Below are 22,794 nucleotides of genomic sequence, written 5' to 3' on the forward strand. Positions count from 1 at the left end.
AAGTGCTGCAACTTAATTCGGTTCAGCTATGACGGAGCAACGAAGATGGGGTGTCAGCCCTCGGTGGTAGCGGCGTCCTGGGCCTCGTAGTACGCCTTCATCGCGGGGTAGTAGTCGGCGAAGTCCGGCCGCGGACCGTCGTTGTAGGCCGAGACCATGGCGTCGAGGTAGTACTCCCAGCCCGGCCCGACGTTCTCGACTTCGGCCTTGTCGTCGAGATGATGGGTGAAGCGCAGGGTGGTGATCTCCTCCCGCTGGGTCAGCTCCAGATCCAGGCTCCAGACGCCGTAGTCGTCGGCGGCGTAGAGGGCGAGATGACGCGGCGGGTCGCAGGCGTCGATACGCATATCGGACCAGCCCGCGCCCTCCTCGAAGGCCATCTGCACCTGGATCGTCCGCCCGACCCCGGGTTCGCCCTTCCACTGCCCGTACCACCGTGCGGTGCGGTCGGATTCGGTGATGCTCGCCCAGACGTCCTCGATGGGCGCGCGAAAGGTCCGCAGCAGAACCAGGTCCCGGCCCGCGGCCGTGGGGATGACGCTGCCCGCCGCGGTGGGGACGACGCGACCGGTGGGTGAGTTGCTCATGCGGTGTTCTCCCTTGCTGTCTCGGCATCCGCCGGGGCGGCGCGATGCTCGCGGCGCGTGCGGTACACCTCGGTCTCCAATGCGTCGAAGCGCCGTTCCCATGCCTCGCGCCGATCGAACTGCGCTATCCAGCCCGCGAGTTCGCGCAGCGGCTCGGCGTCGAGGGTGTAGAACCGCTGCCGCCCGGCGACCTCGTCGCACACGAGGCCGCATTCGCGCAGCACGCGCAGGTGCCGGCTGACCGCGGGGCGGCTGATCGCGAAATTCTCGGCGATCTCTCCCGCGGTGAGCCGGGCCGTGCGCAACAGCAGCAGGATCTCCCGGCGCACCGGATCGGCGATCGCGGCGGCTACTTCGTCCACCCGAAAAGCGTAACACATCGGTTACGCGTTGTGGATCGTGGCGACGCTCAGCCGGCGCGGGCCGCCGCCGGCGACGGATCCGCCAGGGTGGAGTAGACGATGACGTTCGAGCGGTAGGAACGGGATTCGTCGTCGAATTGCCCACCGCAGGTGACCAGTTGGAGCTCCGGGCCGCCATGGTCGGCGTAGACGGCGGCCGCCGGGAAGGCGTCCTTGGGAACGGTTTCGACGCGGGTCACCACGAAACGCGCGGTGCCGCCGTCGGCGCGGGTGACGTCGATGGCGTCACCGGGACGCAGGGCGTCGAGGCGGAAGAAGACCGCCGGGCCGCGATAGGAATCGACGTGACCGAGGATGACCGCCGATCCCCGTTCGCCGGGCGTTGCGCCGGCGTCGTACCAGGACGCACGCTCGAAGGAAGCCGGATCCTGCACGGTGCCATCGGATTTCAAACCGATGTGATCCAGCGCGGTGGTCAGGCCGATGACCGGGATGGACAGGGTCTCCGGAGCCGAACGCGGTAGTGACGGCGCGGGCGGCGGGGCGTCCGAACGCGCGTCGACGGCGGCGGGGGGCGGGTTCCGTTGTTCGCCGGTGCCCGGCGCACCGAGCAGGAAACCGCCCACCACCACGAGCACGACCGCGACGGCCCAGGTCAGGGCGGATCGAACCTTGCTCATGAGCTTGTGTGTTCGATCCGGTCAGCGCGGGTCGCGGCTCGGGCGGCGCACGGTGTGGGACACCAGCAGGCCCGCGCCCAGCAGCGACAGCAGGCCGAAGCCCGCCAGCAGAGCGCGATCGGAGGAGACCAGACCGCCCGCGCCGGTCTCGGGGTGTCCGAGCGGGACGGGATAGGCTGCCGCGCCAAGTGTTTCGTTGTCGCCGAGCTGTCCCCCGCGGGTCGTTCCGGAGTCGGGCGATGTCGTGCCCGGGCCGGAAGTACCAGGCGCACCGGGACGGGACTCCGAGGGGCCGGGGACTCCCGGCTGCCCGTGCGGCCGGCCGTTCTGTTCGTTCGGGTTCTGGGAATTCGGGCCGTTCGGGTTCTGTGCATCCGGGTTCTGGGCGTTCGGCCCGGTTCCCGCGCCCGGCCCGAGACCGAGCAGGACGCCTCCGAGCGCCGCGCCACCGGCAGCGCCGCCGACCGCCGCGCTGCCCAGCGCCGCACTGCCGACCCCCGCGCTACCCAGCGCGGCACTCCCTACGGCGGCACTACCCAGGGCCGCGCTGCCTACCGCGGCACTGCCGACCCCCGCGCTACCGACCGCCGCGCTTCCGGGTTCGGCGCTGCCGACCCCGGCACTACCCAGCGCCGCACCGCCGAGACCCGCACCCGCGGCCCCGGCCCCCGCCGCGCCCGCACCGGCGGCTCCCGCTCCGGCAGCCCCGGCTCCGGCCGATCCCAGTCCGAGAGCCGTTGCCGCACTGCCGGTTTCCGCCGCTGAACTGCCGGCGGCCGCACTTCCGGCCGCCCCGGCGCTCCCCGCGTCGGCGCTGCCCGCCGCAGCCGCGCTGCCCGCCCCCGCGCTGCCCAACTCCAGGGCTTCCGCGCTTCCGGACCCGAGCGCCGCAGCCCCGCCCACCGCGGCGCTCCCGGCATCGAGAACCTCGGAACTGCCCGCCCCGCTGCCGGTTCCGAGCGCGAGCGCGCTGCCGGTGTCCGTGGCGGCCGAACCCGCGCCGAGGGCGTCGCCGGCCGCCACACCGAGGGCGATCGCGCCCGCGTCCGCGCTGCCGGACCCCAGCGGTATGCCGAGTCCGGCGGACCCGGTGTCGAGCCCCGGCGCCGGGTCGGCAACCGCGTGCGGTGCACCGGCAAAGACCAGGACGAGTGCCGTGGCCGAGGCCCCCAGCGTGAGAATCGAACGATGACGAACCGAGATTGAACGCTTGCTGATCATGTACTTCTCATCCCGTGAAGCAGGGCCTTCACCTCGGCCGCGCTGCCGGAGGATGCCCTAGTAACCATTGAGCGAATGACTCGACTTCAGGCTTCGCCCGAGGTGGTCGCCAGTCCAACGCACGGCCGCGATGCGGCTCATCGCCGATGGCGATACCGCACGGTCGGCGGAACCGGACGCGAGATGTCACGGAGACGACCCCCACAATTGGTAGCCTCCAGCTATGGAACTCCGGCAATTGGAGTACTTCGTCGCCGTCGCCACCGAGCTGAGCTTCTCGCAGGGCGCGAAACAGGTCCACGTGGTGCAGTCGGCGGTCTCGGCCGCGATCGCCAAGCTCGAACATGATCTGGGCACGCCCCTGTTCGACCGATCCCGGCAGCGCATCACCCTCACCGCGGCGGGCGCGGCGCTGCTGCCGGAGGCCCGCCTGGTGCTCAGCGCCGCCCGGCGCGCCGCCGACACCGTCGCGAACTATCACGACAATCTCAGCGGCTCAGTACATCTGGCGATTCTGCTGTCGCACGGATCGGTGGATCTGGCGGGGGTGCTCGCACGGTTTCACGAGGAACATCCGATGGTCCGGCTGCGGCTCTCGCAGCAGGCGTCCGGGGCGATGGAGCGAATGCACAGCATCGCCGAGGGCAAACTCGATCTGGCCCTGGTGGCCCGGCCCGCCCAGCCGCCGCCGGGGGTGCGCGTCATTCCGCTGGCGCGCGAGCCGGTCGTGCTGCTGTGCCCGCCCGGATACCGGCTCGGGCAGCGAGAGTCGGTCGCGATCACGGAGCTGGCCGGGGACTGCTTCGTCGCGCTGCCGCAGGAGTGGATCATCAGCGATGTCATCAACGACGCGCTCGGCAATGCCGGTGTCCGGCTCGAATTCCGGTACGAGGCCTCCGCGCTCGAGACCATCCACGACCTGGTGGGCAGCGGCCTGGGCCCGGCGCTGCTGCCGGAATCCTCGGCCGCGCGGTTCCCGGAACTGCACACGGCCCGGGTGACCCCGGTCATCGAATGGGAATTCGGCCTCGCCGTCCCGACCGGACGTTCCTCCCCCGCGGCCGCGGCGTTCACGCGGGCGCTGCTCACCGCGTACGGGGTGACGTTCTGACCGGCCGGGACCGGGACCGCTAGACGATGTCGGCGAGGAAGATGTTGAACTTGCCGCCCGCCAGTCGCGCCGCGCGGGGCACGTCGGCGCCGGCCTGACCGGGGGCCACGATGCGGGCGTTGGCGAGCCGGACGGTGCGGAACCGCGAGCGCACGGTGGTGTCACCCGCGGCGACCACGTTCCGGGCCCAGTCGGTGATGCCGTGGCCGAGCACGACCGCGAAGGTGCCGCGCGCGGTGAAGGCGTTGACCGGTGTCGTGTACGCCCGGCCCGACTTGCGGCCGCGATGCTCGATCACCGCGAAACCCGGCAGGTAGGGCGCGACGCGGCGCATCGCCGGATTCATGTACTTGACCTGTAGCCGGTCGAACCACGCCGGGAACATCGAGGGACCGCGATCGAAGGTTGTCATTGCGAACTCCTTTGGTTGCCTTCCGCAGCCTAGTGGTCCGGCGGCGCGGGTTCGCGGTCACGCGGGCGGGCGATCACCCGGCGCAGCGTTACGGCCGTGGCCACGGTCGCCAGCAGTCCGCCCGCCCCGGCGGCGATGAAGGCGACGCGAGGGTCGGTGCGGTCGAGCAGTAATCCGCCGCCGAGGTAGGACAGCGCGGCCGCGATGCCGATCGCGCCGTAGAGGCTGCCGAACACGCGCCCGAGCAGCTCCCGCGGGACCGCGCGCTGGATCAGGGTGTTGGCGGCCACGTCCATGGCGGCGATGCCGAGTCCGCGCGTGGTCTGCACGACGAAGGCCGCGGCGACCGCCCAGGCCAGGCCGGTCAGCAGGTTTCCGGCGCTGCTGATCGCGAATCCGGCGACCAGCAGCACCGGCATGGTGAACCGGGTGCGCGCCACCAGCGCGTACCCCGCGAGCAGGCCGATGCCGACGCCCGCCAGCAGCAGCCCGACCGCCGAATCTCCGCTGTGCAGTGTGTCTTTCGCGAGAAAGACCAGGGCGACGTCGTCGATGCCGTTGCAGGCGACGATGGCGACGTAGCCGAGACCGATGACGCGCAGCAGCGGTGCGGCGGCGAGATAGCGCAGGCCCGTGACGGTTTCGGCCCACAGCGTGCGCGGGGGCCCGTCCTCGGCCGCCGGCGATCGGCCGGTGGGCAGGAAGAGCAGCAGCAGCGCCGAGAGCACGAAGGTGGCGGCGTCGATCAGCAGCACCCCGCGCAGGCCGACGACGGGGAACAGGGCCGCGGCGACGAGCGGGCCCAGGGTCTCCCCCGCGTTGGTGCCGAAACCGATTGCGGCGTTGGCGCTTTCCAGCTCTCGATCGCGGACCAGGGCGGGCACCACGGCGCGGGACGCGGGCTGGAAGACCTGTCCGGCGATGGCCCGCACCGCCACCAGCGCCAGCAGCAGCCACAGCGAGGGCAGCCAGAGGGCGATGGTCAGCACCATCGCGCCCTGGACGAGATCGCAGACCACCATGACGTGTTTGCGATCGAACCTGTCGCTCAGCGCTCCGGTGAACGGGCCGAGCAGCGCGGGCGCGAAATCTCCCACGAGCAGCAGGGCGGCCACCGCCAGCGCCTGCCCGGTCGTCTCGGCGACGTAGAGCATGAGCGCGACCAGGGTCAGCGAATCGCCCAGGAACGACAGCGAGCGCGCGGCCCACAGCAGCCGGAACCCGCGGTTGGCGCGCAGCAGACCGGCGATACCGGTTGACCCCGTCACCGGCAGGATTCTCGCAGACGAGACCCGCCGCGGCCCACCGGTTTTCTACCGGCCGGGCGCCGTCACCACGCCGTGGGCGAGCAGGCTCTCGGCGGTGTCCAGCAGAGACTGCTGTTTCGGCCGCAGCGAGATGCCCAGTTCGGCTTCGACTTTGGCGGAGCTGAGGCGTTCGGGCTTGCCCAGGGCGGGGACCACGCGTTTGATGCCGGGGTCGGCGAGGGCGGCCAGGCGGACCAGCCAATCGGGGAGCATGCGCTGGGGAACCCTGAAGCCGCGGGGGCCGAACTCGGCGGCCAGCGCCGCGGCCATGTCGCGCATCCAGAAGTGGTCGCCCGCGAGGATGTAGCGCTCGCCCGACGCCTCGGGGGTTTCGAGGGCGACGCGGTGCGCGCGGGCGAGATCGCGGACGTCGACCGTCGACCAGCCGACGTTCAGATTGCCGGGCACCTTGCGTCCGAGCAGGCGGATCGCGGGCTCGTGGGACATGTTGGTCTGCCGGTGCAGGAGCGGGCCCAGGATCATGGCGGGGTGCAGGGTGACCAGGTCGAAGCCGGTTCCGAGTTGCCCGGCGAAGCGGCGGGCGGCCTGTTCGGCGAGGGTTTTGCTCTTGTCGTAACCGGTGAGCCGCGCGGGATCGGACCAATCCTGTTCGGTGAACACGCGATCGGTGTCATGGCCCTGGTTGATGGTGACGATCGAGGAGGTCAGGACCACGCGGCGCACCGTGGTGGCGGCGGCCGCCGCGCGCAGGACCCGCAGGGTGCCCTCGACGGCGGCCTCGACCATCTCCGCCTCGGACTCCTTGCGGCCGTCCGGAATCGGGGACGCGACGTGCAGGATGTGATCGCACTCCTTGGCGGCGACCTCCCAGCCCTGATCCGAGGTCAGGTCCGCCTGCGCGAAGTCGAGCTCACCGCCGAGCCGGTTCGCGATGTCGACCAGGTGGGCGCGCCTGCCGGTGTCGGACAGATCCCGGACCGTCGCCCGCACCCGATACCCGTGTTCGAGCAGTTCGGTGATGCAGTGCCCGGCGACAAAACCCGTCGCTCCGGTGACCAGCACCGTGTCCATGCGCAATTCCTCTGCCGCTCATGGGGAATCGCCGCGCGCCCCCGCCCTCGCGCGGAGTCTACTGTGCGCTCGGCCGGGGTGGGCGGGTGCGCCCCGCCGTTCAGGGGGCGGCGGGCGTGGCCACACCCTCCGCGCGGGCCGGTGGCTCGCGGCGGGCCGCCAGGGGCAGGGCGATGTCCTCCAGGGACTTGTTCTCCGCGTCCACGGCCAGCAGTTTCGCGATGACGCCGCCGGTGATCATGACGGCCGCGCCGAGCAGGTAGCCGAGGAACAGGCGGAACGGGTGGTCGCCGTCGCCGATCAGTGCGCCGTAGATGACCGGGCCCAGCGCGCCGAAACACTGGGCGATGGCGAAGAACACGGCGATGGCCTTGGCGCGCACCTCGAGCGGGAAGATCTCGCTCACGGTGAGGTAGGCGGCGCTGGCGCCGGCCGAGGCGAAGAAGAAGATGACGCACCAGCACAGGGTCTGGGTGATGGCGTTGAGCACGTCGGCGTAGAACAGCACCGCCGAGATCGCCAGCAGGACACCGGAGAGCAGATAGGTGCCCGAGATCATCGTGCGACGGCCGATGGTGTCGAAATAGTGGCCGATGGTGAACGGGCCCAGCAGATTTCCCACCGCGAAGGCGATCAGGTAGAGCGGGGTGGTCTCGGACGGGACGCCGTAGAACTTGCCGAGCACCAGGGTGTAGGTGAAGAAGATGGCGTTGTACAGGAACGATTGACTGATCATCAGGCTCGCCCCGAGCACGGCGCGAGAGGGGTACTCGCGGAACAGCACCCGGGTCAGGGCCAGGTAGCCGATCCGATCGGCGGGCCGGACCTCGAGGACCTTCGATTCGTCGACCGGGGGCAGTTCCACACCGGTGGCGTGCACTTCGCGCTCGATCTCGGTGATCGAGCGCTCGGCGTCCTCGGTGCGGCCGTGCATGATCTGCCAGCGCGGGCTCTCCGGCAGGTGCCTGCGCACGAAGAGGATGACCAGGCCCAGCACCGGGCCGATCAGGAACCCCAGCCGCCAGCCCACCGACAGGGTCACCATGTTCAGCAGGATGTAGGTGCCGATGGTGCCGATGATCGCTCCGGCCCAATAGGTTCCGTTGACCGCGATGTCGACGCGGCCGCGATAGCGGGCCGGAATCAGTTCGTCGATGGCGGAGTTGATGGCCGCGTACTCGCCGCCGATGCCCATGCCCGCGATGAAGCGGGTGACGTACAGGAACGCCACCCAGCCCGCGCCGCTGCCCAGGGTCAGCGCGGTCAGGCCGCTGCCGAACAGGTAGACGCCCAGGGTGATCAGGAAGAGTTTGCGCCGCCCGAGCCGGTCGGACAGGTTGCCGAACACCAGCGCGCCGACCACCTCACCGGCCAGGTACACCGTGGCCAGCAGACCGACCGCGGTGGAGGACAGGTGCAGTGTCTCGGGTTCGGTGAGGGTCTCGGCGACCGCGCTGGCGACGGTGATCTCGAGCCCGTCCAGGATCCACGCCACCCCGAGCGCGGCCACCATGCGGGTGTGAAATCTGGACCACGGCAGCCGATCGATCCGGGCCGGGATCAGTGTCCGCACGGTGCCGTCCGCACCGGCTTGCTCCGCCATCACGACTCCTCGGTTCCGACGTTCGTCCGATTACCCGCGGGTGCGCCGACCAGAGCGCAACGCTACGCGGGTACCCCGGATTCGCGAGATCACTCCGGGTCGCCCGGCGGGGCTGGTCACGGATGCGGGGTGGCAGATGTCGGCGGGTCGGGGGTCAGTAGAGTCTTCGCGTCGGTGACGTGTCATTTCCGGGCGAGCGGTGAGCCTGGACGGCGGGCCGGCCGCTCGGTCGCGATGCCGCCAGCAGGGCGGACGCCCGGGCGCGGCGCCGCCCGCCGGGCGCGCCGATGCACGGGACGGCGTGGAGAGGTGCATGGGTCGGGCGAGCGGGCTGTACCTGATCCTGCTCGACGGCGTCGAGGCGCGGATCGACGGCGAGGTCCGGCCGCTGGGCCCGCCGCAGCGGCGCGGGATCCTGGCCGTGCTGGCGATGCGCAGGCGGCAATGGGTTTCGGCCGCGGCCCTGCTGGACGCGCTGTACGAGGACGAGCCCCCGGCCAGCGGCACCGCGGTGATCCAGACGCACATCTCGGCGCTGCGGCGCGTGCTCGAGCCCACGCGGGCGCCGCGCACTCCCCCGGCGGTGCTGCTGTCCGGGCACGGCGGGTACCAGCTGCGGATCGACGATGATCAGCTCGACCTCGGGGTGCTGGATCGGCTGGTGGCCGAAGCGGTACTGGCCCGGCGGTCGAACGACGGTGAGCTCGCGGCCCGGCGGTACGCCGACGCGCTCGCGCTGTGCTCGGGCGAACCCCTGGCCGGGATTCCCGGACCGTGGGCGGAGCAGCAGCGCGCGGCCCTGACCGAGCGCCGCATCGCGATCCTCGAGGACAGCCTCGACCTCGCGGTCACGCAGGGCCGGGCCGATCGGGCGATCGACGCCCTGCGCGCGCTGACCACCGAACATCCGCTGCGCGAACGCCCCCGGGCGCTGCTGATGCGCGCGCTCGCCGACCGGGGACGCCGGTCGGACGCGCTGGCGCTGTACCGCGACACCCGGCGGCTGCTGATCGACGAGCTCGGCGTGGAACCCGGCGCGGAGCTGCGCGCGCTCCACGAACGCGTGCTCGCCGGCTGGGAAGCGGAACCGGCGCTCGCGCCACCGGATCCGGCCGCGAATACCACTGCCGCAGTTGCCGATACGCGCGTTCCCACGATGGTCGACCGGGATCGCCAACTCGCCGCGATCGCCGCCCTCGAACGTCGCGCCGCCACCGGCGCCGGGTCCCTGGTGGTGGTCACCGGCCGCCCCGGCTACGGCAAAACCGAACTGCTGAAAGAGCTTTCGCTGCGCTATCCACACGCGCTGCGAATCGAGCCGACCACGAACGACGAGGATCTCGCCACCGAGCTCCTGACCCGCCTCACCACCTCCGCGAGCACGCCCGTAGAAGGCAGCGGCTCGGCCGCCTTCGACCTGGAACACACTGCGGCAGCGGCGAACACATCGGCGACGGAGTGGGAGCGGGCCCTCGTCGGGCGGTTGCGGCGTGTGCTGGCGAGGTGGGCGGGGGCGGAGCCGTTGATCGTCCTGGTCGACGAGGGCACGCGGATGGACGAGGGGTCGGTGCGGGTGCTGGTCGCGCTCGGGCCGGCGCTGCGGGCGGCGCGGGCGGTCATCGTCGTCGCGCTCGACGGGCGGTTCTGGGACCCGCGGGTGGTCGAGCTGCACTCCAGGCTCGAGCCGGTGGCCACCGAGGTGTTGCGGCTGCGGCGGCTGGGTTCGGGTGCGGTCGCCGAGTTGTACCGGCGGCGAACGGGATCGGACTGCCCGCCCGAACTCGCGGCCGAGATCCGGGACGCGGCCGCCGACATCCCGATGCTGGTGGACGCGCTCATCGCGGACATGGCCGAGCGCGCCGACCGCACCCGGGTGCCGCACCGGCTCCTGGACGGTCGCTACTCGCGCGCGACACAGCGGCTCCTGCGCGGGTTCTCCGCGCGTGGCGCGCGAATGATGCGGGCACTGGCGGCCCTGCGGGAGCTCAAGCCGGAGGTGCCGACCCTGGCCGCCGCCTGCGATCAACCGCCGGGCGAAGTCCGGCACCGCTGCGAATTGCTCACGGACGCGGGCATTCTGGCGTCCGCCGAGCCGCCGCGGGTGCGGCACCCGTTGATCGCCGACACCATCGCGTGGCTCACCGGCAGACAGGAGTCCGCGGGGTTCCGGACCGCGGCGGCGGAACACGAACGCGGCCGCGGGTATCCGGCCCGGCACGTGGCCCGATATCTGCGCGAGCTGTGCGGGCCGGAATACGCGCGCTGGACCGTGGTGCTCGTGGACGCGGCCGAGGAAGCCCTGCGGGACTGCCGCATCGTGGAGGCGGTGGGCTGGCTGGAACTGGCACTGCGCATCTGCGCGCCCGAGCAGCGCGACGAGCTGCTGGTGCGGCTCGGGCAACTGCGGCTGTGGACCAATCCCGCCGCGGCACGGGCACATCTGGACGACGCGCTGCGCGGTCAGCGCGCCCGCGCCGTCGCCCCGACCGCCGCCGTGCCGCTGGCCTGGACCATGGCGATCCGGGGTGAGGCGCCCGCCGCCATGCACATGCTCGAGACCGTCGTCGCCGAGACCGAAGCCCGGGATCCCGTGTACGCCGGGACGATTCGCGCCTCGACGTGGATGATCGCCGGCCTCTCGGCCCCGACCTGGCGCGAGCTCGTCGCGGCCCAGCGCGCCCGCCCGGAGCCCGATCCGATCTCCTCGGCCATCGTGACCTGGTCCGACGCCTTCGGCGTCCGGATCGACGCCGCCACCGCGGTGCGGCGGCTCGCCGCCGAGCACGCGGACGGCACGCTCCCGCGCGAGCTCATCGGAATGCTCGCGCACCTGTGCATGTGGGCCGGCGATCTGACGACCGCACTGGCGCTCACCGAGCAGCGGGCGGACCAGTACTTCGGCGCGATCGACACCTACCGCGCCATCCTCCGCTCGGAGGTCATGGTGCGCGCGGGCGACTTCCGCGGTGTGCTGGCCGATCTCGGCCCGGTCCTGGGTGATGTCGACGACGAACTCGTCGCACCGCCCGCCACCCTGGCCGCGCAGTACGCGCACGCGCTGATCGGCCTCGGTCGCCTCGACGAAGCCGAGCGGTGGCTCGACAGGCGCACCGCCAACGCCGACCCGGAAACCTGGGAATGGACTGTCGCCCTGCATGTTCGCGGTCTGCTGAGCGCGGCGCGCGGCGAGTCCCGGGAGGCGATCGGCTACTTCCTGGAGTGCGGGCGCCGGGCCGGGATCGTCGGCATCACGAATCCCGCGCACATCGCCTGGCGCGGTTCGGCGGCAATGGAATTCGCCCGGCTCGGCGACCACGCGCGGGCCCGTGAGCTCGCCGACGAGGAACTGGCCCTGGCCGAGCGCTGGAACACCCCCGCCACCATCGGCCGGGCCCTGCGCGCGCGGGCACTGGCCGCATCCGAAGGGCCCGCGCTGGATCTACTCGAGCGGGCCGTCGCCATCCTGCGCACGCAGGACAGCCCCGTCGAGCTGCTGCCCGCCCTCCTGGATCTGGCCCGGTCCCTCCCCGCGGACGACGACCGGGCCCGGCGCCTCCTGTACGAATCCCGCACTCTCGCCGCGCGAATCGGCGCAGCCCGTGCGCTGGCGGAGATCGACAGGCTGCTCACATCGACGCCCCTCCCGGGACCCCGCGCAAATCCCGCCTGACCATGGCACGGAGGACTGTCCGCCCGGCGTCGGCACGGCCGTTCTCGAACCCTCCATCAACACAACACTTTCCGGCTCGATGCCGACCGCCGGGCCCGTTCCATTGCTGTGCCGGCACATCGGTACGCATGCCGGCGCTCACCGCGATCACGGCGTCGCCGCAGGTCATGGCGTTGTGCTCGCGGCTAGCGCGCCACGACCGCCGCAGCCTCGTCGATGACCCGCACCACCGCGTCCGGGTGCGAGACCGCGATCGCGTGGCTGCCCGCGTGCTCGGTGACCGTGGCCCCGGCGCGGGCCGCCATCTCACGCTGCCCGGCGGGCGGGATCATGCGGTCGTCGGTCGCCACCAGGTACCAGGACGGCACGGTGCGCCAGGCCGGTTCGGCGGTCGTCTCGGTGAAGGCCGCGACCGAGATGGGGCGCTGGCCCGCCGCGAGTACGGCCGCCCGGACGGGTTCGACGTCCTGGGCGAAGTACTCCCCGAACTTGTCGTCCGCGACCCGCAACTCGGGGACGGGATCGGCGCCGACGGTGTGCGGCACGGTGATTCGGGTGGCCGGACCGCCGAAGCGGCCGTCGAGTTCGCCCAGCGACTCGCCCTTGTCGGGCGCGAAGGCGGCCACGTAGACGAGTCCGGCGGCGTTGGGCGCACCGGCCGCGGCGTTGGTGATGACCGCGCCGCCGTAGGAGTGACCGACCAGCAGGGTCTTGCCGGGCATGGCGTCGAGCAGGCTGCGAACGTAGGCGCTGTCGTAGGTCAGCCCGCGCAGCGGCACCGCGGCGGTGGTGACTCGAAAGCCCTTCGCCTGCAACTGCTCCGCGACGCCACCCCAGCTGGAGCCGTCGGCGAACGCGCCGTGCACGAGAAGGATGCCGGGCTTGTTCGGGTCGGGAGCGGGCACGGTGGCGGGCGCGGCCGCGGGCTTGTCGGTGGAGCAGGCCGCGGCGGCCAGGGTGAGGGTCAGCGCGCCCATCAGGATCATGGTGCGGCCGGAACGGCGGAGGGTGTTGCGCATGGGTGGTGATGCCTCTTCCGAAGTCGTTCGACGCGAGGGATTTCGGGAACGGCGGGACCGTTCCGGTGCGGCGCCCGGGGTGGGCGCCGGGCACCACGATGACCCCGGCGGCTCAACGACGACTGAACGATTTCAGAACGGGCAGGTGGGAGGCGGGTGCGCGCCCGCCGAACGCCGACGGCCCACCGACGCCGGGGGCGTGGTGGGCCGTGGGTGGAACCGGTACAGCGGATCGACAGGGCTCAGCTGCGGACCTTGCTGACGATCCACAGCAGCAGGACCGCGCCGCCGAGACAGGTCAGGAAGCTGAAGATGAGCCCGCCGCCCCGGACGTCGACGCCGAGGAGGTTGAGCAGGAAACCGCCGAGCAGGCCGCCGACGATGCCGACCACGACGTTCATGATCACGCCCTGCTGCCCGTCCGTACCCATCACCTTGCTGCCGATCCAGCCGGCCAGACCGCCGATGATGATCCATCCGAAGAACCCGAGTGCGAGCATCACATCTCCTACCGATTGCCGGTGCAGTTCCGTGGTCTTCCCATGGTCACCTGTCCATCGGCGGAAATCAGACACTGACACGCCGGTCGGGTACGAAATCTGGGATTTCCGGCTGGCACTATCAATGGGTAATCCAGAAGCGCTGGTCACAGGCCCGCGGCGCGCGTTCAGCACGACGACCGGGCGACGGAACGCCGGGACACCCGGCTCTGGGGAACATGGAGGACCCGATGAACAGGAACGTCCGGATTCGGCGCGCGCACCGGTGGCTGGGCATCGCGTTCGCCGCGAGCATCGTCCTGGTCTTCGTCGTCTTGGCGGTCTCGGGCCCCGACTGGCTCGTCTACCTCCCCCTGCTCCCCCTGGCCCTGCTGTTCCTGACCGGCGCCTACCTGTACCTGACCTGGTTCCGCGGCCCCCACCGCGCCGCCGCCCACACTCCGTCGGGCTGGTGGGTCCGCCCCACCCACCGCTGGTCCGCCCTGATCTTCACCGCGACCGTCCTGGTCACCTTCGTGGCCCTGTCCCTGCCCGACCCGATCGAGTGGGTCTCCTACATCCCGCTTTTCCCGCTGCTGGCGTTGTTGATCACGGGGTTGACCATGGCGGTCCGCGCGCGACGGAAGCCGTCCCCGGCACAGCCGTGATCGAGACACCGCAGGCCGCGACGGATGCGGCCGCCCGCGGGCATGACGTTTCGCGAAAGCCGGAGCCGCGCGAGCGCGGCCCATCCGAGCGCGACGGCTACGGCGTGCACCAGATCGTGCGGGTGAACACCGCGGTGAGGGTGTCGATCTTGCGGTCGGTGTCCGCGCCGGGGTCGAGGGAGTGTTCGTACCCCGCGCGCCACATCATGGCCATGAGCGCGTCGGCCAGGTAGGGAGCCTCCGGGCCGTCGGGTGCGCGGCCCGCGGCACGTTCGGCGTCGATGAGGCCGCCCAGTTGGTCACGGATGCGCGAGTGCGTGTCGGCCCAGGCGTGTTCGACCCGGGCATCGCGGTCGGTGGAGCCGAAGGCGCGCAGCAGGGGGCCGTGCTGTTGCCAGCGCTCCAGGTAGCGGGCGATGGCCCGGCGGAAAGCGGCGGGCAGGGGCGGGACGAGGTCGTTCATGATGTCGGCCAGCTCGGTCAGACTGTCCGCGACCAGGGTGTAGACGACGGTGTCGCGCGAGTCGAAATAGAAATAGAACGTCGAGCGGGACAGGCCGGCGCCCTTGGCCAATTGATCCACGGTGATGGCGGACAGGGGTTGTTCGGCCAGCAGGCGGCGCGCGGTGTCGAGGATGGCGGCTTCGCGCCGGTCACCCTTGCTGGGGCCGCGACGGCCGCGCGCGGGTGCGCGATCCTGCGGCGCGGTCACCGCGTCCCGTCCGATGCTCGGTCCCGATACACACGGGCGAGCTTACCGAGGCGCTCCCGGCCAGGACGCACGCAGCAGTCGCTCGGTCAGTCCGGTCAGGAATCTCGTCTGACGGTGCGCGAGTTCGGGATCGAGCCGGTCGAGTTCGGCGCCGGGGCTCACCCGGATCAGATAGTTCGGACTGGCGATGGCGGTGACGGTCGGTATACCCAGGCGGTAGGGGCCGGTGGCCTCACCGTAGAGATTGTTCGTGTAGGGCCGGGCGACGATCGTGCGGTCCAGGTCGCTGGAATCCAGTGCGGCCGTGACGGTTCCGGTGAGTTGATCACTGTTGCCGACGCCCAGGACGAGGATCTCCTGCTGCCCGGTCGGTCGCCACACTCGGTCCGGACCCGCGGCCCAGTGCAGCGCGCCGAGATGTTCGGGGACCACGGCGGCCACGATCCGATCGCGAATCTCGGGATGCTGTTCGAGCCAGTGCTCGGGATGCACGGCACTGGTGGCGGCGGTCATGTGCGCGGGTGAGAAGACGACGCAGATGTCCCGATCTCGCTGGGCCACGGGCAGTTTCGTGAAGTAGTCGACCATGGCCAGGATCGCGGCGGCGGCGTTCTCCTCGACGGCGTTCTGGCCGTCGGTGTGCGTCATGAGCAAGATCGCGCCGGACCCGCTGCCGTTGCCGGGGATGGTGGCGGCGAGGTAGTCGACCGAGGCGGCGGGGTCGGTGTCGGCGGTCAGGGTGAGGGTGGCGGTGACCGGGCCCCGGCGCATGAGCTCCCGCAACCGGGCGCCCTGGTCGCGATCGAGATGCAGGGCGGGCAGGCCGTCCTGCTGGGTTTGCTGGTGCGGGGTGTACTGACCGCGCGCGTCCTCGGGCGCGAACGGCAGGATCGAGATGGCGGCCAGCGCGCCCCGGTCCCGCAGGGCGCTGAGCTTGGGCCCGCTCGCACCGAGCCAGGGCCGGGAGATGTCCTCCAGGGCGGCGTCGAGCAGCAGGGTGCGCGGGCGGGCCGACACCGTGAACGGGGCGAAGACGCCGGCGACGAGTGTGGTGACGGGACGATCGACCAGGGCGATCGCGCCGGTGAGATCGCCGCCGCCCGCGGCATCGACCACCGGGGCGGTGATGCCCGCGCTCGGGGTGGTGCCCGAATAGGGCCAGTAGTAGGCGACCGGGATCTGTTCCGTCCCGCCCTGCGCGTCGGTGACGGTCAGCGACCAGTCGCGCGCGTTCCAGTACCGCAGCGGCGTGGGGTAGCGCTCGACGTCCAGGCCGAAGTTCGTCAATTCCCTTGCCAGAGAATCGATCCAGCGCTTGTGCGCGGGGCTGCCGGTGAAGCGCGGGCCGTGGGCGGCCATGTCCCGGACCCAGCGCCACATGGTGGGCGCGTCGAGGAGTTCGGGGCCCGGCGGCACGGCGGTGGCGGTCCGGGGCAGCGCCGCGACGCCCAGCGCGGCCAGCGACCCGCCCAGTAGCGCGCGCCGATTCAAAGAGGGAAAGGCATTGCTCACGACCGCCATGCTCCACGGCGACCCGACAATAGTCAACACAGTGTCGAGAACTGTAGACAAGTCGTCGAGTTTGTGATTATCGTGTTGCCCACGTCACAGGACGCCGCTCGGCGCGTGACGGATTCTCGGTTCCACCACGAAGGAAATCCATGAAGAAGCCCCTGATCCTGACCTGTTCTCTGCTCGCCGCCGCGCAGCTGGCCACCGGCATCGCCACCGCCGATGCCCCCGACGACGTTCGGTTCACGGTCACCCCCGGCGAGGTGGCGACCACGATCACCACCGAGGGCGGCTCGCTCACGGCCCGCGACGGCGTGTTCACCATCGAGTCCCCGGCCGGGCGGACGCTCGCACAGGCCGAAATGTCTTTCCGCGTAGACGATTTCGTTTTCCCGATCGACGCCGCCATCACCGGCCGCACCGCCACCCTCACCCCACGGTTCGACACCGCCCACGCGGTCTATCAACCCGTGGCGCTCCCCTTCGACGCCGAAGCCCCGTGGAAGACCCGCTACGAACGCGAGCAGGCCGCCTGGGCCCGGCTCACCTCGACCATCCAGCTGGGCGCCGCCATCGGCACGGCGGTGGGCGGACTCGGCGGCGCGGCCGTCGGGTGCGTCCTGGGCGGCGTCGCCGGCGCCACCATCGCCTCCGCGGCGATCATCGGCCTGTTCGGCGGGTTCCTCCCGGCGGCCGCCATCGGCTGCCTCGGCGGGATCATGGCCCTCGGTCCCCTCGGCACCCTGGCCGGCACCCTCCTGGTGACCGCGCCCGCCACCCTGCTGGCCGCCGCGCAGTACTTCACCACCATCAATTCACCACTCCCGAAGAAGTGAACGGCCCGCTCCCCCAGCGACGTTGAGGATCGCGTCCCGGCCGTGCCCATCCGATGGCGGCCGGGCGGCCGCGGACTCCGGCGCCACAGTGCACAAACGGGTGCCCGGGATTCCGTTCGAATGCCGAGTGACACAGCTATTCCGATACTGACACCATCCGAGTCATGACGAGAAGCACTCGGGCGCAACGGCGTGCCCGCGACCGGAACAGCCGGAACCCGCGGCGGGCCAACCTCGCGCTGGCGGTCGTGCTGGGGATCGGGGCGACGCTGTCGATCGCGGGCGGGCCCGCGGGGGCGGAACCGGAGGCGGCGAGCGCGGCGGTCGACCGGCAGGAGACGGTGCTGTCCGAACGGGACGGGATCGTGGTGTCGCACGTGAGTTACCTGCTGCCGTTGCCGGCCGGCGCGGCCGCGCACCCCGCGGCGTGCGACCGGGTCGGATACCTGCGGTACCGGACCGCGGACGGGGCCGCGGACTCCGCGGGGGCCGACCGGATCGTCATCCAGGAGCAGGGACTCGGCGGCGGGGCCGTCAATTCCGATGGGGTGGCGGCCAATACGGTGCGCTCGGCGCGATCCATGGGGCAGCACATCGAATTCTGGGCGCTGGCGCGGCGCAGTACGTGCCTCGACGAGACCTTCGGTTTCGACTACGCGCTGCGCAGCGGGAACTACCTCGACGCCGTCGACTACTACTTCAACGGCAGGGAACTCGACGGGCAGCGATTCCCGGGATTCAAGACCAATGATCAACTGGCGGTGCTCGATTCCATGGGAATGGAACGGGTGCTGTGGGACCAGTTCGAGGTCATGCGCCACGAGGTACCCGTCCGCGCGCAGCGACAGGACAAGTTCGTGTGTACCGGCATCTCGCTCGGCGGGCTGGTGACCGGATTCTTCGCCGACTGGAATTTCGGTGCGGCCGGGCACGGCGCGGACCAGTGCGCCGCGTTCGCCGCCCAGGACTCGATGGTGTCCTCGGACCCGGTCGCGCTGCAGAACACCCCGATCCTGCGTGACCTCACCGACGCGCTGGTCACACCCCTGGACGGGGTACTGCAGACCGGATTCAAGGCCGGCATGCTGCCGCGCACGTTCGGCTCGCTGCCGGTCCTGGGCGCGAAAACCTTTGTGCTGTACCGGCTCGCGGGCCTGGCCGCGCACCTGGATCCCGACGGCGAGAGCCGGCTGCTCGCACACCTGCCGAGCGACCCCGAGATGGAACTGACGCTGAACTTCCTGACCTCGCCGACCTGGGCGGGATTCGCAGCGAACGGCGCCGACGGCTCGGCCGCGATTCGCGAGTTCCGCTTCACCAACACCGCGATGCTCGGCATGTTGATCGACAACAACTCGGCCAATTTCGTTCTCACCCAACAGGGTCTGGGTGCCCTCGACGGCGGACCGGTCGAACTCAAGTCCTTCCCGACCCCGGGCGAGGTCACCCAGATTCCGCTGATCGGCTCCTTCCTGCGCATGAGCGCGGGCACCCAGCAGCGCGTATTCCCCACCGACCGCGGCGCGCTCTACACCTGGCGCAACTACAACGACGTGCGCGCAATCCCCTACACCGCACCCAATCACGAGGTCGCCGACATCATCGAGGTCGCGCGCCAGCTCGGCACCGGCTCCCCCGGCGCGTACTGGGAGACCTACTTCCCGCTGCGCCTGGTGATCGACATCGGCGCGGGTTTCGGCGGTTCACGCACCGGCGAGATGGCCGCGCTGACCGGCCGCGGGCTGTCCCGCACCAAACCCCATTTCGTGGCCTTCGCCGGCGACAGCCCGGTCCCGCCCGCCGTGGGCACCCTGTTCCCCGCCCCCGCCCTGGCCCAGGTCGTCACCCTGCCCGGCTACAACCACGTCGACACCATCGGCGCGGCAGCCGTGCAGAACGACGGGCAGCCCGACTACAGCGGCCACCAGCTGGCCGCGTTCGTGAAGAGCCTCGGGTAATCGGCACACCGCACCCGGGGACGGCCGCGGCTCTGAGCCGCGGCCGTCGCGCGTTCGGCGGGCAACACACCGGGACCCGGAATACCGGGTACTCGAACGTCCGAAATGTCGCTAGCATCCGGAAGTGCGCGCAGAAAGACAGCCCTCCCACCGGACCGTGCGACCGGGGACGCCGGGCGATATCCCGATCGCGGCCCGGCTGCTGAGCCGGGCACTCGAGAACGATCCCCTGAGCGCGTGGTGGTTCCCCAAAGCCTCGACCAGACAGGCCCGGGTGGAACGCCTGATCACCATCTCGGCCTGGGAGTCCTACCGCCGCAACGACGGCATCGAGATCGCCGCCGACACCGCCGGGGTGGTCACCGGCGTCGCGCTGTGGCAGAGCACGCTCTACCCGCCCGTCCTGCGATCGATCTTCGGGCAGCGAGTGCACGACCGGCGGATATTCGGCGCCCGCGCCCGCGTCGCCCACGAACAGGGCGTCGCGGTCGCGGCCCTGCACACGGTGGAGCATCGCCTGCATCTCACCGCCCTGGGCACCCGGGCCGACAAACGCGGGCGCGGCTACGGCGCGCAGCTGCTCGAATCCGGCCTGCGGCGCTGTCGCGAGGACGGCCTGCCCGCCCACCTCGAAACCTCCAACCCCGAGAACGTCGCGTTCTACGAGAGATTCGGCTTCGAGGTCACCGCGGTACACGAGATGCCGGACGGCCCGCGCACCTGGATCATGCGCTGCGAGCCGTGACCGCGCTCAGTCCTCGGAATCCTCGCCGCCGGGCGCGTCGCCCCCGCCGCGCACGGTCCACAGCAGCCCGTCGAGCTCGTCGGGCTTGACCAGCACGTCGCGCGCCTTGGACCCTTCGCTCGGCCCGACCACGTTGCGGGTCTCCATCAGATCCATGAGCCTGCCCGCCTTGGCGAAACCGACCCGCAGCTTGCGCTGCAGCATGGACGTGGAACCGAACTGCGAGGTCACCACCAATTCGATGGCCTGGACGAGCAATTCGAGATCGTCACCGATATCGGCGTCGATGTCCTTCTTCTCCCCGGCCTTGGCCGCGGTCACGCCGTCCTGGTACTCGGGCTCGGCCTGCGTCTTGGCGAAGTCGACGACGGCCGTGATCTCCTCGTCGGAGATGAACGCGCCCTGCAGGCGGGTCGGCTTGCTCGCGCCCATGGGCAGGAACAGCCCGTCGCCCATGCCGATCAACTTCTCCGCGCCCGGCTGATCCAGGATGACGCGCGAATCGGTCAGCGAGGAGGTCGCGAAGGCCAGGCGGGACGGCACATTGGTCTTGATCAGACCGGTCACCACGTCCACCGAGGGCCGCTGGGTGGCCAGCACCAGGTGAATGCCCGCCGCACGGGCCTTCTGGGTGATCCGGACGATCGCGTCCTCCACGTCGCGCGGCGCGGTCATCATGAGGTCGGCGAGCTCGTCGACGATGGCCAGGATGTACGGGTACGGCCGGTACACGCGCTCGCTGCCCAGCGGCGTGGTGATCTGCCCGGACTTGACCTTGCGGTTGAAATCGTCGATATGGCGAACCTTGTTGGCCTGCATGTCCATATAGCGCTGTTCCATCTCCTCCACCAGCCAGGCCAGGGCCGCGGCGGCTTTCTTGGGCTGGGTGATGATGGGGGTGATGAGATGCGGAATGCCCTCGTACGGGGTGAGTTCCACCATCTTCGGGTCGATCAGGATCATGCGCACTTCTTCGGGCGTGGCCCGGTGCAGCAGCGAGACCAGCATCGAATTGACGAAGCTGGACTTACCCGAACCGGTCGAACCCGCGACCAGCAGATGCGGCATCTTCGCCAGATTGGCCGCGACGAACTCGCCCTCGATGTTCTTGCCGAGACCGATCACCAGCGGATGATGATCGCTGCGCGTGGACGCGGCCTTGAGGACGTCGGCCAGGCGCACCAGTTCGCGATCGGAGTTGGGCACCTCGATGCCGACCGCCGACTTGCCCGGGATGGGCGCGAGCAGGCGCACGTTCTCGGTGGCGACCGCGTAGGCGATGTTGCGGGCCAGCGCGGTGATCTTCTCGACCTTCACGCCCGGGCCGAGCTCGACCTCGTAGCGGGTGACCGTCGGGCCGCGCACGAAACCGGTGACCGCCGCGTCGATCTTGAACTGGATCAGGACCTCGGTGATCGCCTCGATCATCGACTCGTTGGCGGCGCTGCGCTGTTTGGGCGGCTCGCCGTCGGTCAGCAGGGACAGCGGCGGCAACTGATAGTCGCCGTCCACCTCGCGATCGGTGACGAACTCGAGCTGCTGCGGCGGAGGCGGGGTCTGATCGACCACCTTGGGCGCTTTGCGCGCCTTGGGTTTCGGCTTCTCCTCGACGGCCTCGGGCGCCGCGGCCGCGTTCTTGGCGGCCTGCAGCGGCGGTTCGCCGATGATCTCGGTGACCGAATCCGAACCCGAATACTCGTCCGGCGGATAGTTGTCCGAGGGATTGCGGCCGCGCCGCCGGCGCGTGCCCTGATGCAGCGGGAAGCCATCGGCGTCGTAATTGGCCGGATCGTAGAGCCCGGGCTCATCGGAGTAGCGCTCGTATTCGTCACCGCCACTGTCGGTTCCGAAGATCTCGCGCAGCGCGTCGGGCACCTCGCGCACGGTGGTTCCGGTGAGCAGCAGCAGCCCGAAGCCCGCCGCCAGCAGCAGCAACGGCACCGCGAGCCAGGCGCTGAGACCGTCCCGCAGCGGGCCGCCCATGACGAAACCGGCGAAACCGGCGGCATGCGCGCGACCGTGATAGTCGGTGGGCGCACCCGCGGCCAGATGCCACAGCCCGAGCACCGGCAGACCGGTCAGCAGACCGCCGAGCACCAGGCGCGGGCGGATCTCCGGATTCGCCTCGGTGCGCATCAGAATCACCGCGATGCCCACGAGCACGAAAGGCAGTGCCGCCGCCACGGATCCGACGACCCAGCGGGTCACGGCCTCGACCCAGTTCCCGATCGGACCGCCCGCGGACAGCCAAACCGCGGCCACCACCACGAACGCCACCGCGAACAGGCCGAGCGCGATGCCGTCGCGCCGATGACCGTGTTCGATGTCGCCGGCCTTGCTCACCGCCCGGGTAGCCGCGCCGAGACCACGCGCCACCATGTTGTAGCCGGTGGTAACGCCCCGGCGCACCACCGCCAGCGGCGCGGTGTTCGACGCCCGAGCGGGCCGCCGCGCCGGAGCCGGGCGCCGGGCAGGCCGCCGCGGAGCACGCGCGGCCGCCGGTTGGGCGCCCCGGGCGGGCGTGCGCGGGCTGCGGGCCTTGGACCGTGCAGGCGTCTGGCCCCGCGCCGATCCCGCTCGCGAACGTGGGTTTGCGGTACCGCGGGCCTTCCCTGCCATGCGTCCAGGCTAGCCGCAACCGCACCATAGGGACCATCCGCAACACACGACCCACCCATATCAGGCCATGTGGCGCTCGCCTCGTCCCCCGGCGAGCGGGTGGTCGCGGCCGCTATCGAGTGGAACACAGCCGCGCTCGGGCCACGCGGAAAACACGCCGGGCCGGCGCCTGCGCCGCACCCAGGACCTCATGCTCACCAACCGCGTGCTCACCGCCGCCGAGGCACTCGAGTGGGGATTGCTGCATCGGGTGGTGGCGGA

At 71.0% G+C, this 22,794-nt stretch carries 19 protein-coding genes and 1 pseudogene; 7 read left to right on the top strand and 13 right to left on the bottom strand.

Features of this window, described 5'->3' with window-relative positions; genetic code table 11:
* Nucleotides 1-53 precede the first annotated feature (53 nt).
* The 4 genes from ACWDOP_RS36580 to ACWDOP_RS36595 are packed head-to-tail and all read right to left on the bottom strand — an operon-like array spanning nt 54 to nt 2,850.
* On the bottom strand, nt 54-587 hold the full coding sequence (locus tag ACWDOP_RS36580; RefSeq protein WP_456348736.1) for an SRPBCC family protein: 534 nt from the start codon (nt 585-587) through the stop codon (nt 54-56).
* Nucleotides 584-949 (bottom strand): metalloregulator ArsR/SmtB family transcription factor, encoded by a 366-nt coding sequence (locus tag ACWDOP_RS36585; protein ID WP_456348737.1) that lies wholly within the window; start codon nt 947-949, stop codon nt 584-586. The genes ACWDOP_RS36580 and ACWDOP_RS36585 overlap by 4 nt, the downstream gene beginning before the upstream one ends.
* A gap of 47 nt (nt 950-996) precedes the next feature.
* On the bottom strand, nt 997-1,629 hold the full coding sequence (locus tag ACWDOP_RS36590) for a class F sortase (RefSeq protein ID WP_456348738.1): 633 nt from the start codon (nt 1,627-1,629) through the stop codon (nt 997-999).
* A gap of 21 nt (nt 1,630-1,650) precedes the next feature.
* Nucleotides 1,651-2,850 (bottom strand): hypothetical protein, encoded by a 1,200-nt coding sequence (locus ACWDOP_RS36595; RefSeq protein WP_456348739.1) that lies wholly within the window; start codon nt 2,848-2,850, stop codon nt 1,651-1,653.
* Nucleotides 2,851-3,073: 223 nt separating this feature from the next.
* Between ACWDOP_RS36595 and ACWDOP_RS36600 the strand changes: the two genes are divergently transcribed.
* On the top strand, nt 3,074-3,961 hold the full coding sequence (locus ACWDOP_RS36600) for a LysR family transcriptional regulator (RefSeq protein WP_456348740.1): 888 nt from the start codon (nt 3,074-3,076) through the stop codon (nt 3,959-3,961).
* Nucleotides 3,962-3,980: 19 nt separating this feature from the next.
* Here ACWDOP_RS36600 and ACWDOP_RS36605 read toward each other — a convergent pair whose 3' ends face one another.
* The 4 genes from ACWDOP_RS36605 to ACWDOP_RS36620 all read right to left on the bottom strand — a co-directional run bounded on the left by ACWDOP_RS36605 (nt 3,981) and on the right by ACWDOP_RS36620 (nt 8,315).
* Entirely contained in the window at nt 3,981-4,373 is a 393-nt protein-coding gene (locus ACWDOP_RS36605) for a nitroreductase family deazaflavin-dependent oxidoreductase (protein WP_454204023.1), read from the bottom strand.
* Nucleotides 4,374-4,402: 29 nt separating this feature from the next.
* The gene (locus ACWDOP_RS36610; RefSeq protein WP_456348741.1) at nt 4,403-5,641 is read right to left on the bottom strand and encodes an MFS transporter; all 1,239 of its coding nucleotides are present in this window, start codon (nt 5,639-5,641) and stop codon (nt 4,403-4,405) included.
* A gap of 45 nt (nt 5,642-5,686) precedes the next feature.
* Entirely contained in the window at nt 5,687-6,712 is a 1,026-nt protein-coding gene (locus tag ACWDOP_RS36615) for an NAD-dependent epimerase/dehydratase family protein (protein WP_456348742.1), read from the bottom strand.
* A gap of 100 nt (nt 6,713-6,812) precedes the next feature.
* A complete protein-coding gene (locus tag ACWDOP_RS36620) occupies nt 6,813-8,315 on the bottom strand; it encodes an MFS transporter (RefSeq protein WP_456348743.1) in 1,503 nt (500 codons plus the stop codon).
* 313 nt (nt 8,316-8,628) lie between these two features.
* Between ACWDOP_RS36620 and ACWDOP_RS36625 the strand changes: the two genes are divergently transcribed.
* Entirely contained in the window at nt 8,629-11,985 is a 3,357-nt protein-coding gene (locus tag ACWDOP_RS36625; RefSeq protein ID WP_456348744.1) for a BTAD domain-containing putative transcriptional regulator, read from the top strand.
* A 185-nt stretch (nt 11,986-12,170) separates the two neighbouring features.
* On the opposite strand, the gene ACWDOP_RS36630 is transcribed toward ACWDOP_RS36625, so the two are convergent.
* Together ACWDOP_RS36630 and ACWDOP_RS36635 are read right to left on the bottom strand one after the other, a co-directional pair.
* Complete coding sequence (locus tag ACWDOP_RS36630; RefSeq protein WP_456348745.1) at nt 12,171-13,004, bottom strand: alpha/beta fold hydrolase; 834 nt, start codon at nt 13,002-13,004, stop codon at nt 12,171-12,173.
* 242 nt (nt 13,005-13,246) lie between these two features.
* Nucleotides 13,247-13,504: a GlsB/YeaQ/YmgE family stress response membrane protein gene (locus ACWDOP_RS36635; protein WP_456348746.1), complete on the bottom strand. Its 258-nt coding sequence runs from the start codon at nt 13,502-13,504 to the stop codon at nt 13,247-13,249.
* Between the two features lie 230 nt (nt 13,505-13,734).
* On the opposite strand from ACWDOP_RS36635, the gene ACWDOP_RS36640 reads away from it, so the two are divergent.
* Complete coding sequence (locus tag ACWDOP_RS36640) at nt 13,735-14,151, top strand: hypothetical protein (protein WP_456348747.1); 417 nt, start codon at nt 13,735-13,737, stop codon at nt 14,149-14,151.
* Nucleotides 14,152-14,248: 97 nt separating this feature from the next.
* Here ACWDOP_RS36640 and ACWDOP_RS36645 read toward each other — a convergent pair whose 3' ends face one another.
* On the bottom strand, nt 14,249-14,863 hold the full coding sequence (locus ACWDOP_RS36645) for a TetR/AcrR family transcriptional regulator (protein ID WP_456348748.1): 615 nt from the start codon (nt 14,861-14,863) through the stop codon (nt 14,249-14,251).
* 42 nt (nt 14,864-14,905) lie between these two features.
* Nucleotides 14,906-16,375 (bottom strand): hypothetical protein, encoded by a 1,470-nt coding sequence (locus tag ACWDOP_RS36650; RefSeq protein ID WP_456348749.1) that lies wholly within the window; start codon nt 16,373-16,375, stop codon nt 14,906-14,908.
* 149 nt (nt 16,376-16,524) lie between these two features.
* Here ACWDOP_RS36650 and ACWDOP_RS36655 point away from each other — a divergent pair, with 149 nt between their 5' ends.
* The 3 genes from ACWDOP_RS36655 (at nt 16,525) to ACWDOP_RS36665 (ending at nt 19,914) form a co-directional block, all read left to right on the top strand.
* Complete coding sequence (locus ACWDOP_RS36655) at nt 16,525-17,211, top strand: hypothetical protein (protein ID WP_456348750.1); 687 nt, start codon at nt 16,525-16,527, stop codon at nt 17,209-17,211.
* Between the two features lie 164 nt (nt 17,212-17,375).
* Complete coding sequence (locus ACWDOP_RS36660; RefSeq protein ID WP_456348751.1) at nt 17,376-19,169, top strand: hypothetical protein; 1,794 nt, start codon at nt 17,376-17,378, stop codon at nt 19,167-19,169.
* 124 nt (nt 19,170-19,293) lie between these two features.
* Nucleotides 19,294-19,914, top strand: coding sequence for a GNAT family N-acetyltransferase (locus ACWDOP_RS36665; protein ID WP_456348752.1), 621 nt, complete (start codon nt 19,294-19,296; stop codon nt 19,912-19,914).
* Between the two features lie 6 nt (nt 19,915-19,920).
* Here ACWDOP_RS36665 and ACWDOP_RS36670 read toward each other — a convergent pair whose 3' ends face one another.
* Nucleotides 19,921-22,533 carry a DNA translocase FtsK gene (locus tag ACWDOP_RS36670; RefSeq protein ID WP_456348753.1) on the bottom strand — a complete coding sequence of 871 codons (2,613 nt, stop codon included), beginning with the start codon at nt 22,531-22,533 and terminating at the stop codon, nt 19,921-19,923.
* Between the two features lie 67 nt (nt 22,534-22,600).
* Here ACWDOP_RS36670 and ACWDOP_RS36675 point away from each other — a divergent pair.
* A pseudogene (locus tag ACWDOP_RS36675) lies at nt 22,601-22,794 on the top strand (hypothetical protein); the annotation flags it as partial.

The organism is Nocardia sp. NPDC003693, assembly GCF_053981095.1.

Bases quoted from the DNA above. Each gene is read 5' to 3' on its own strand.
- ACWDOP_RS36615 (WP_456348742.1), bottom strand. From the start codon at position 6,712: ATGGACACGGTGCTGGTCACCGGAGCGACGGGTTTTGTCGCCGGGCAC.
- ACWDOP_RS36655 (WP_456348750.1), top strand. From the start codon at position 16,525: ATGAAGAAGCCCCTGATCCTGACCTGTTCTCTGCTCGCCGCCGCGCAG.
- ACWDOP_RS36600 (WP_456348740.1), top strand. From the start codon at position 3,074: ATGGAACTCCGGCAATTGGAGTACTTCGTCGCCGTCGCCACCGAGCTG.
- ACWDOP_RS36605 (WP_454204023.1), bottom strand. From the start codon at position 4,373: ATGACAACCTTCGATCGCGGTCCCTCGATGTTCCCGGCGTGGTTCGAC.
- ACWDOP_RS36670 (WP_456348753.1), bottom strand. From the start codon at position 22,533: ATGGCAGGGAAGGCCCGCGGTACCGCAAACCCACGTTCGCGAGCGGGA.
- ACWDOP_RS36595 (WP_456348739.1), bottom strand. From the start codon at position 2,850: ATGATCAGCAAGCGTTCAATCTCGGTTCGTCATCGTTCGATTCTCACG.
- ACWDOP_RS36580 (WP_456348736.1), bottom strand. From the start codon at position 587: ATGAGCAACTCACCCACCGGTCGCGTCGTCCCCACCGCGGCGGGCAGC.
- ACWDOP_RS36660 (WP_456348751.1), top strand. From the start codon at position 17,376: ATGACGAGAAGCACTCGGGCGCAACGGCGTGCCCGCGACCGGAACAGC.
- ACWDOP_RS36625 (WP_456348744.1), top strand. From the start codon at position 8,629: ATGGGTCGGGCGAGCGGGCTGTACCTGATCCTGCTCGACGGCGTCGAG.
- ACWDOP_RS36630 (WP_456348745.1), bottom strand. From the start codon at position 13,004: ATGCGCAACACCCTCCGCCGTTCCGGCCGCACCATGATCCTGATGGGC.
- ACWDOP_RS36620 (WP_456348743.1), bottom strand. From the start codon at position 8,315: ATGGCGGAGCAAGCCGGTGCGGACGGCACCGTGCGGACACTGATCCCG.
- ACWDOP_RS36635 (WP_456348746.1), bottom strand. From the start codon at position 13,504: ATGCTCGCACTCGGGTTCTTCGGATGGATCATCATCGGCGGTCTGGCC.
- ACWDOP_RS36590 (WP_456348738.1), bottom strand. From the start codon at position 1,629: ATGAGCAAGGTTCGATCCGCCCTGACCTGGGCCGTCGCGGTCGTGCTC.
- ACWDOP_RS36640 (WP_456348747.1), top strand. From the start codon at position 13,735: ATGAACAGGAACGTCCGGATTCGGCGCGCGCACCGGTGGCTGGGCATC.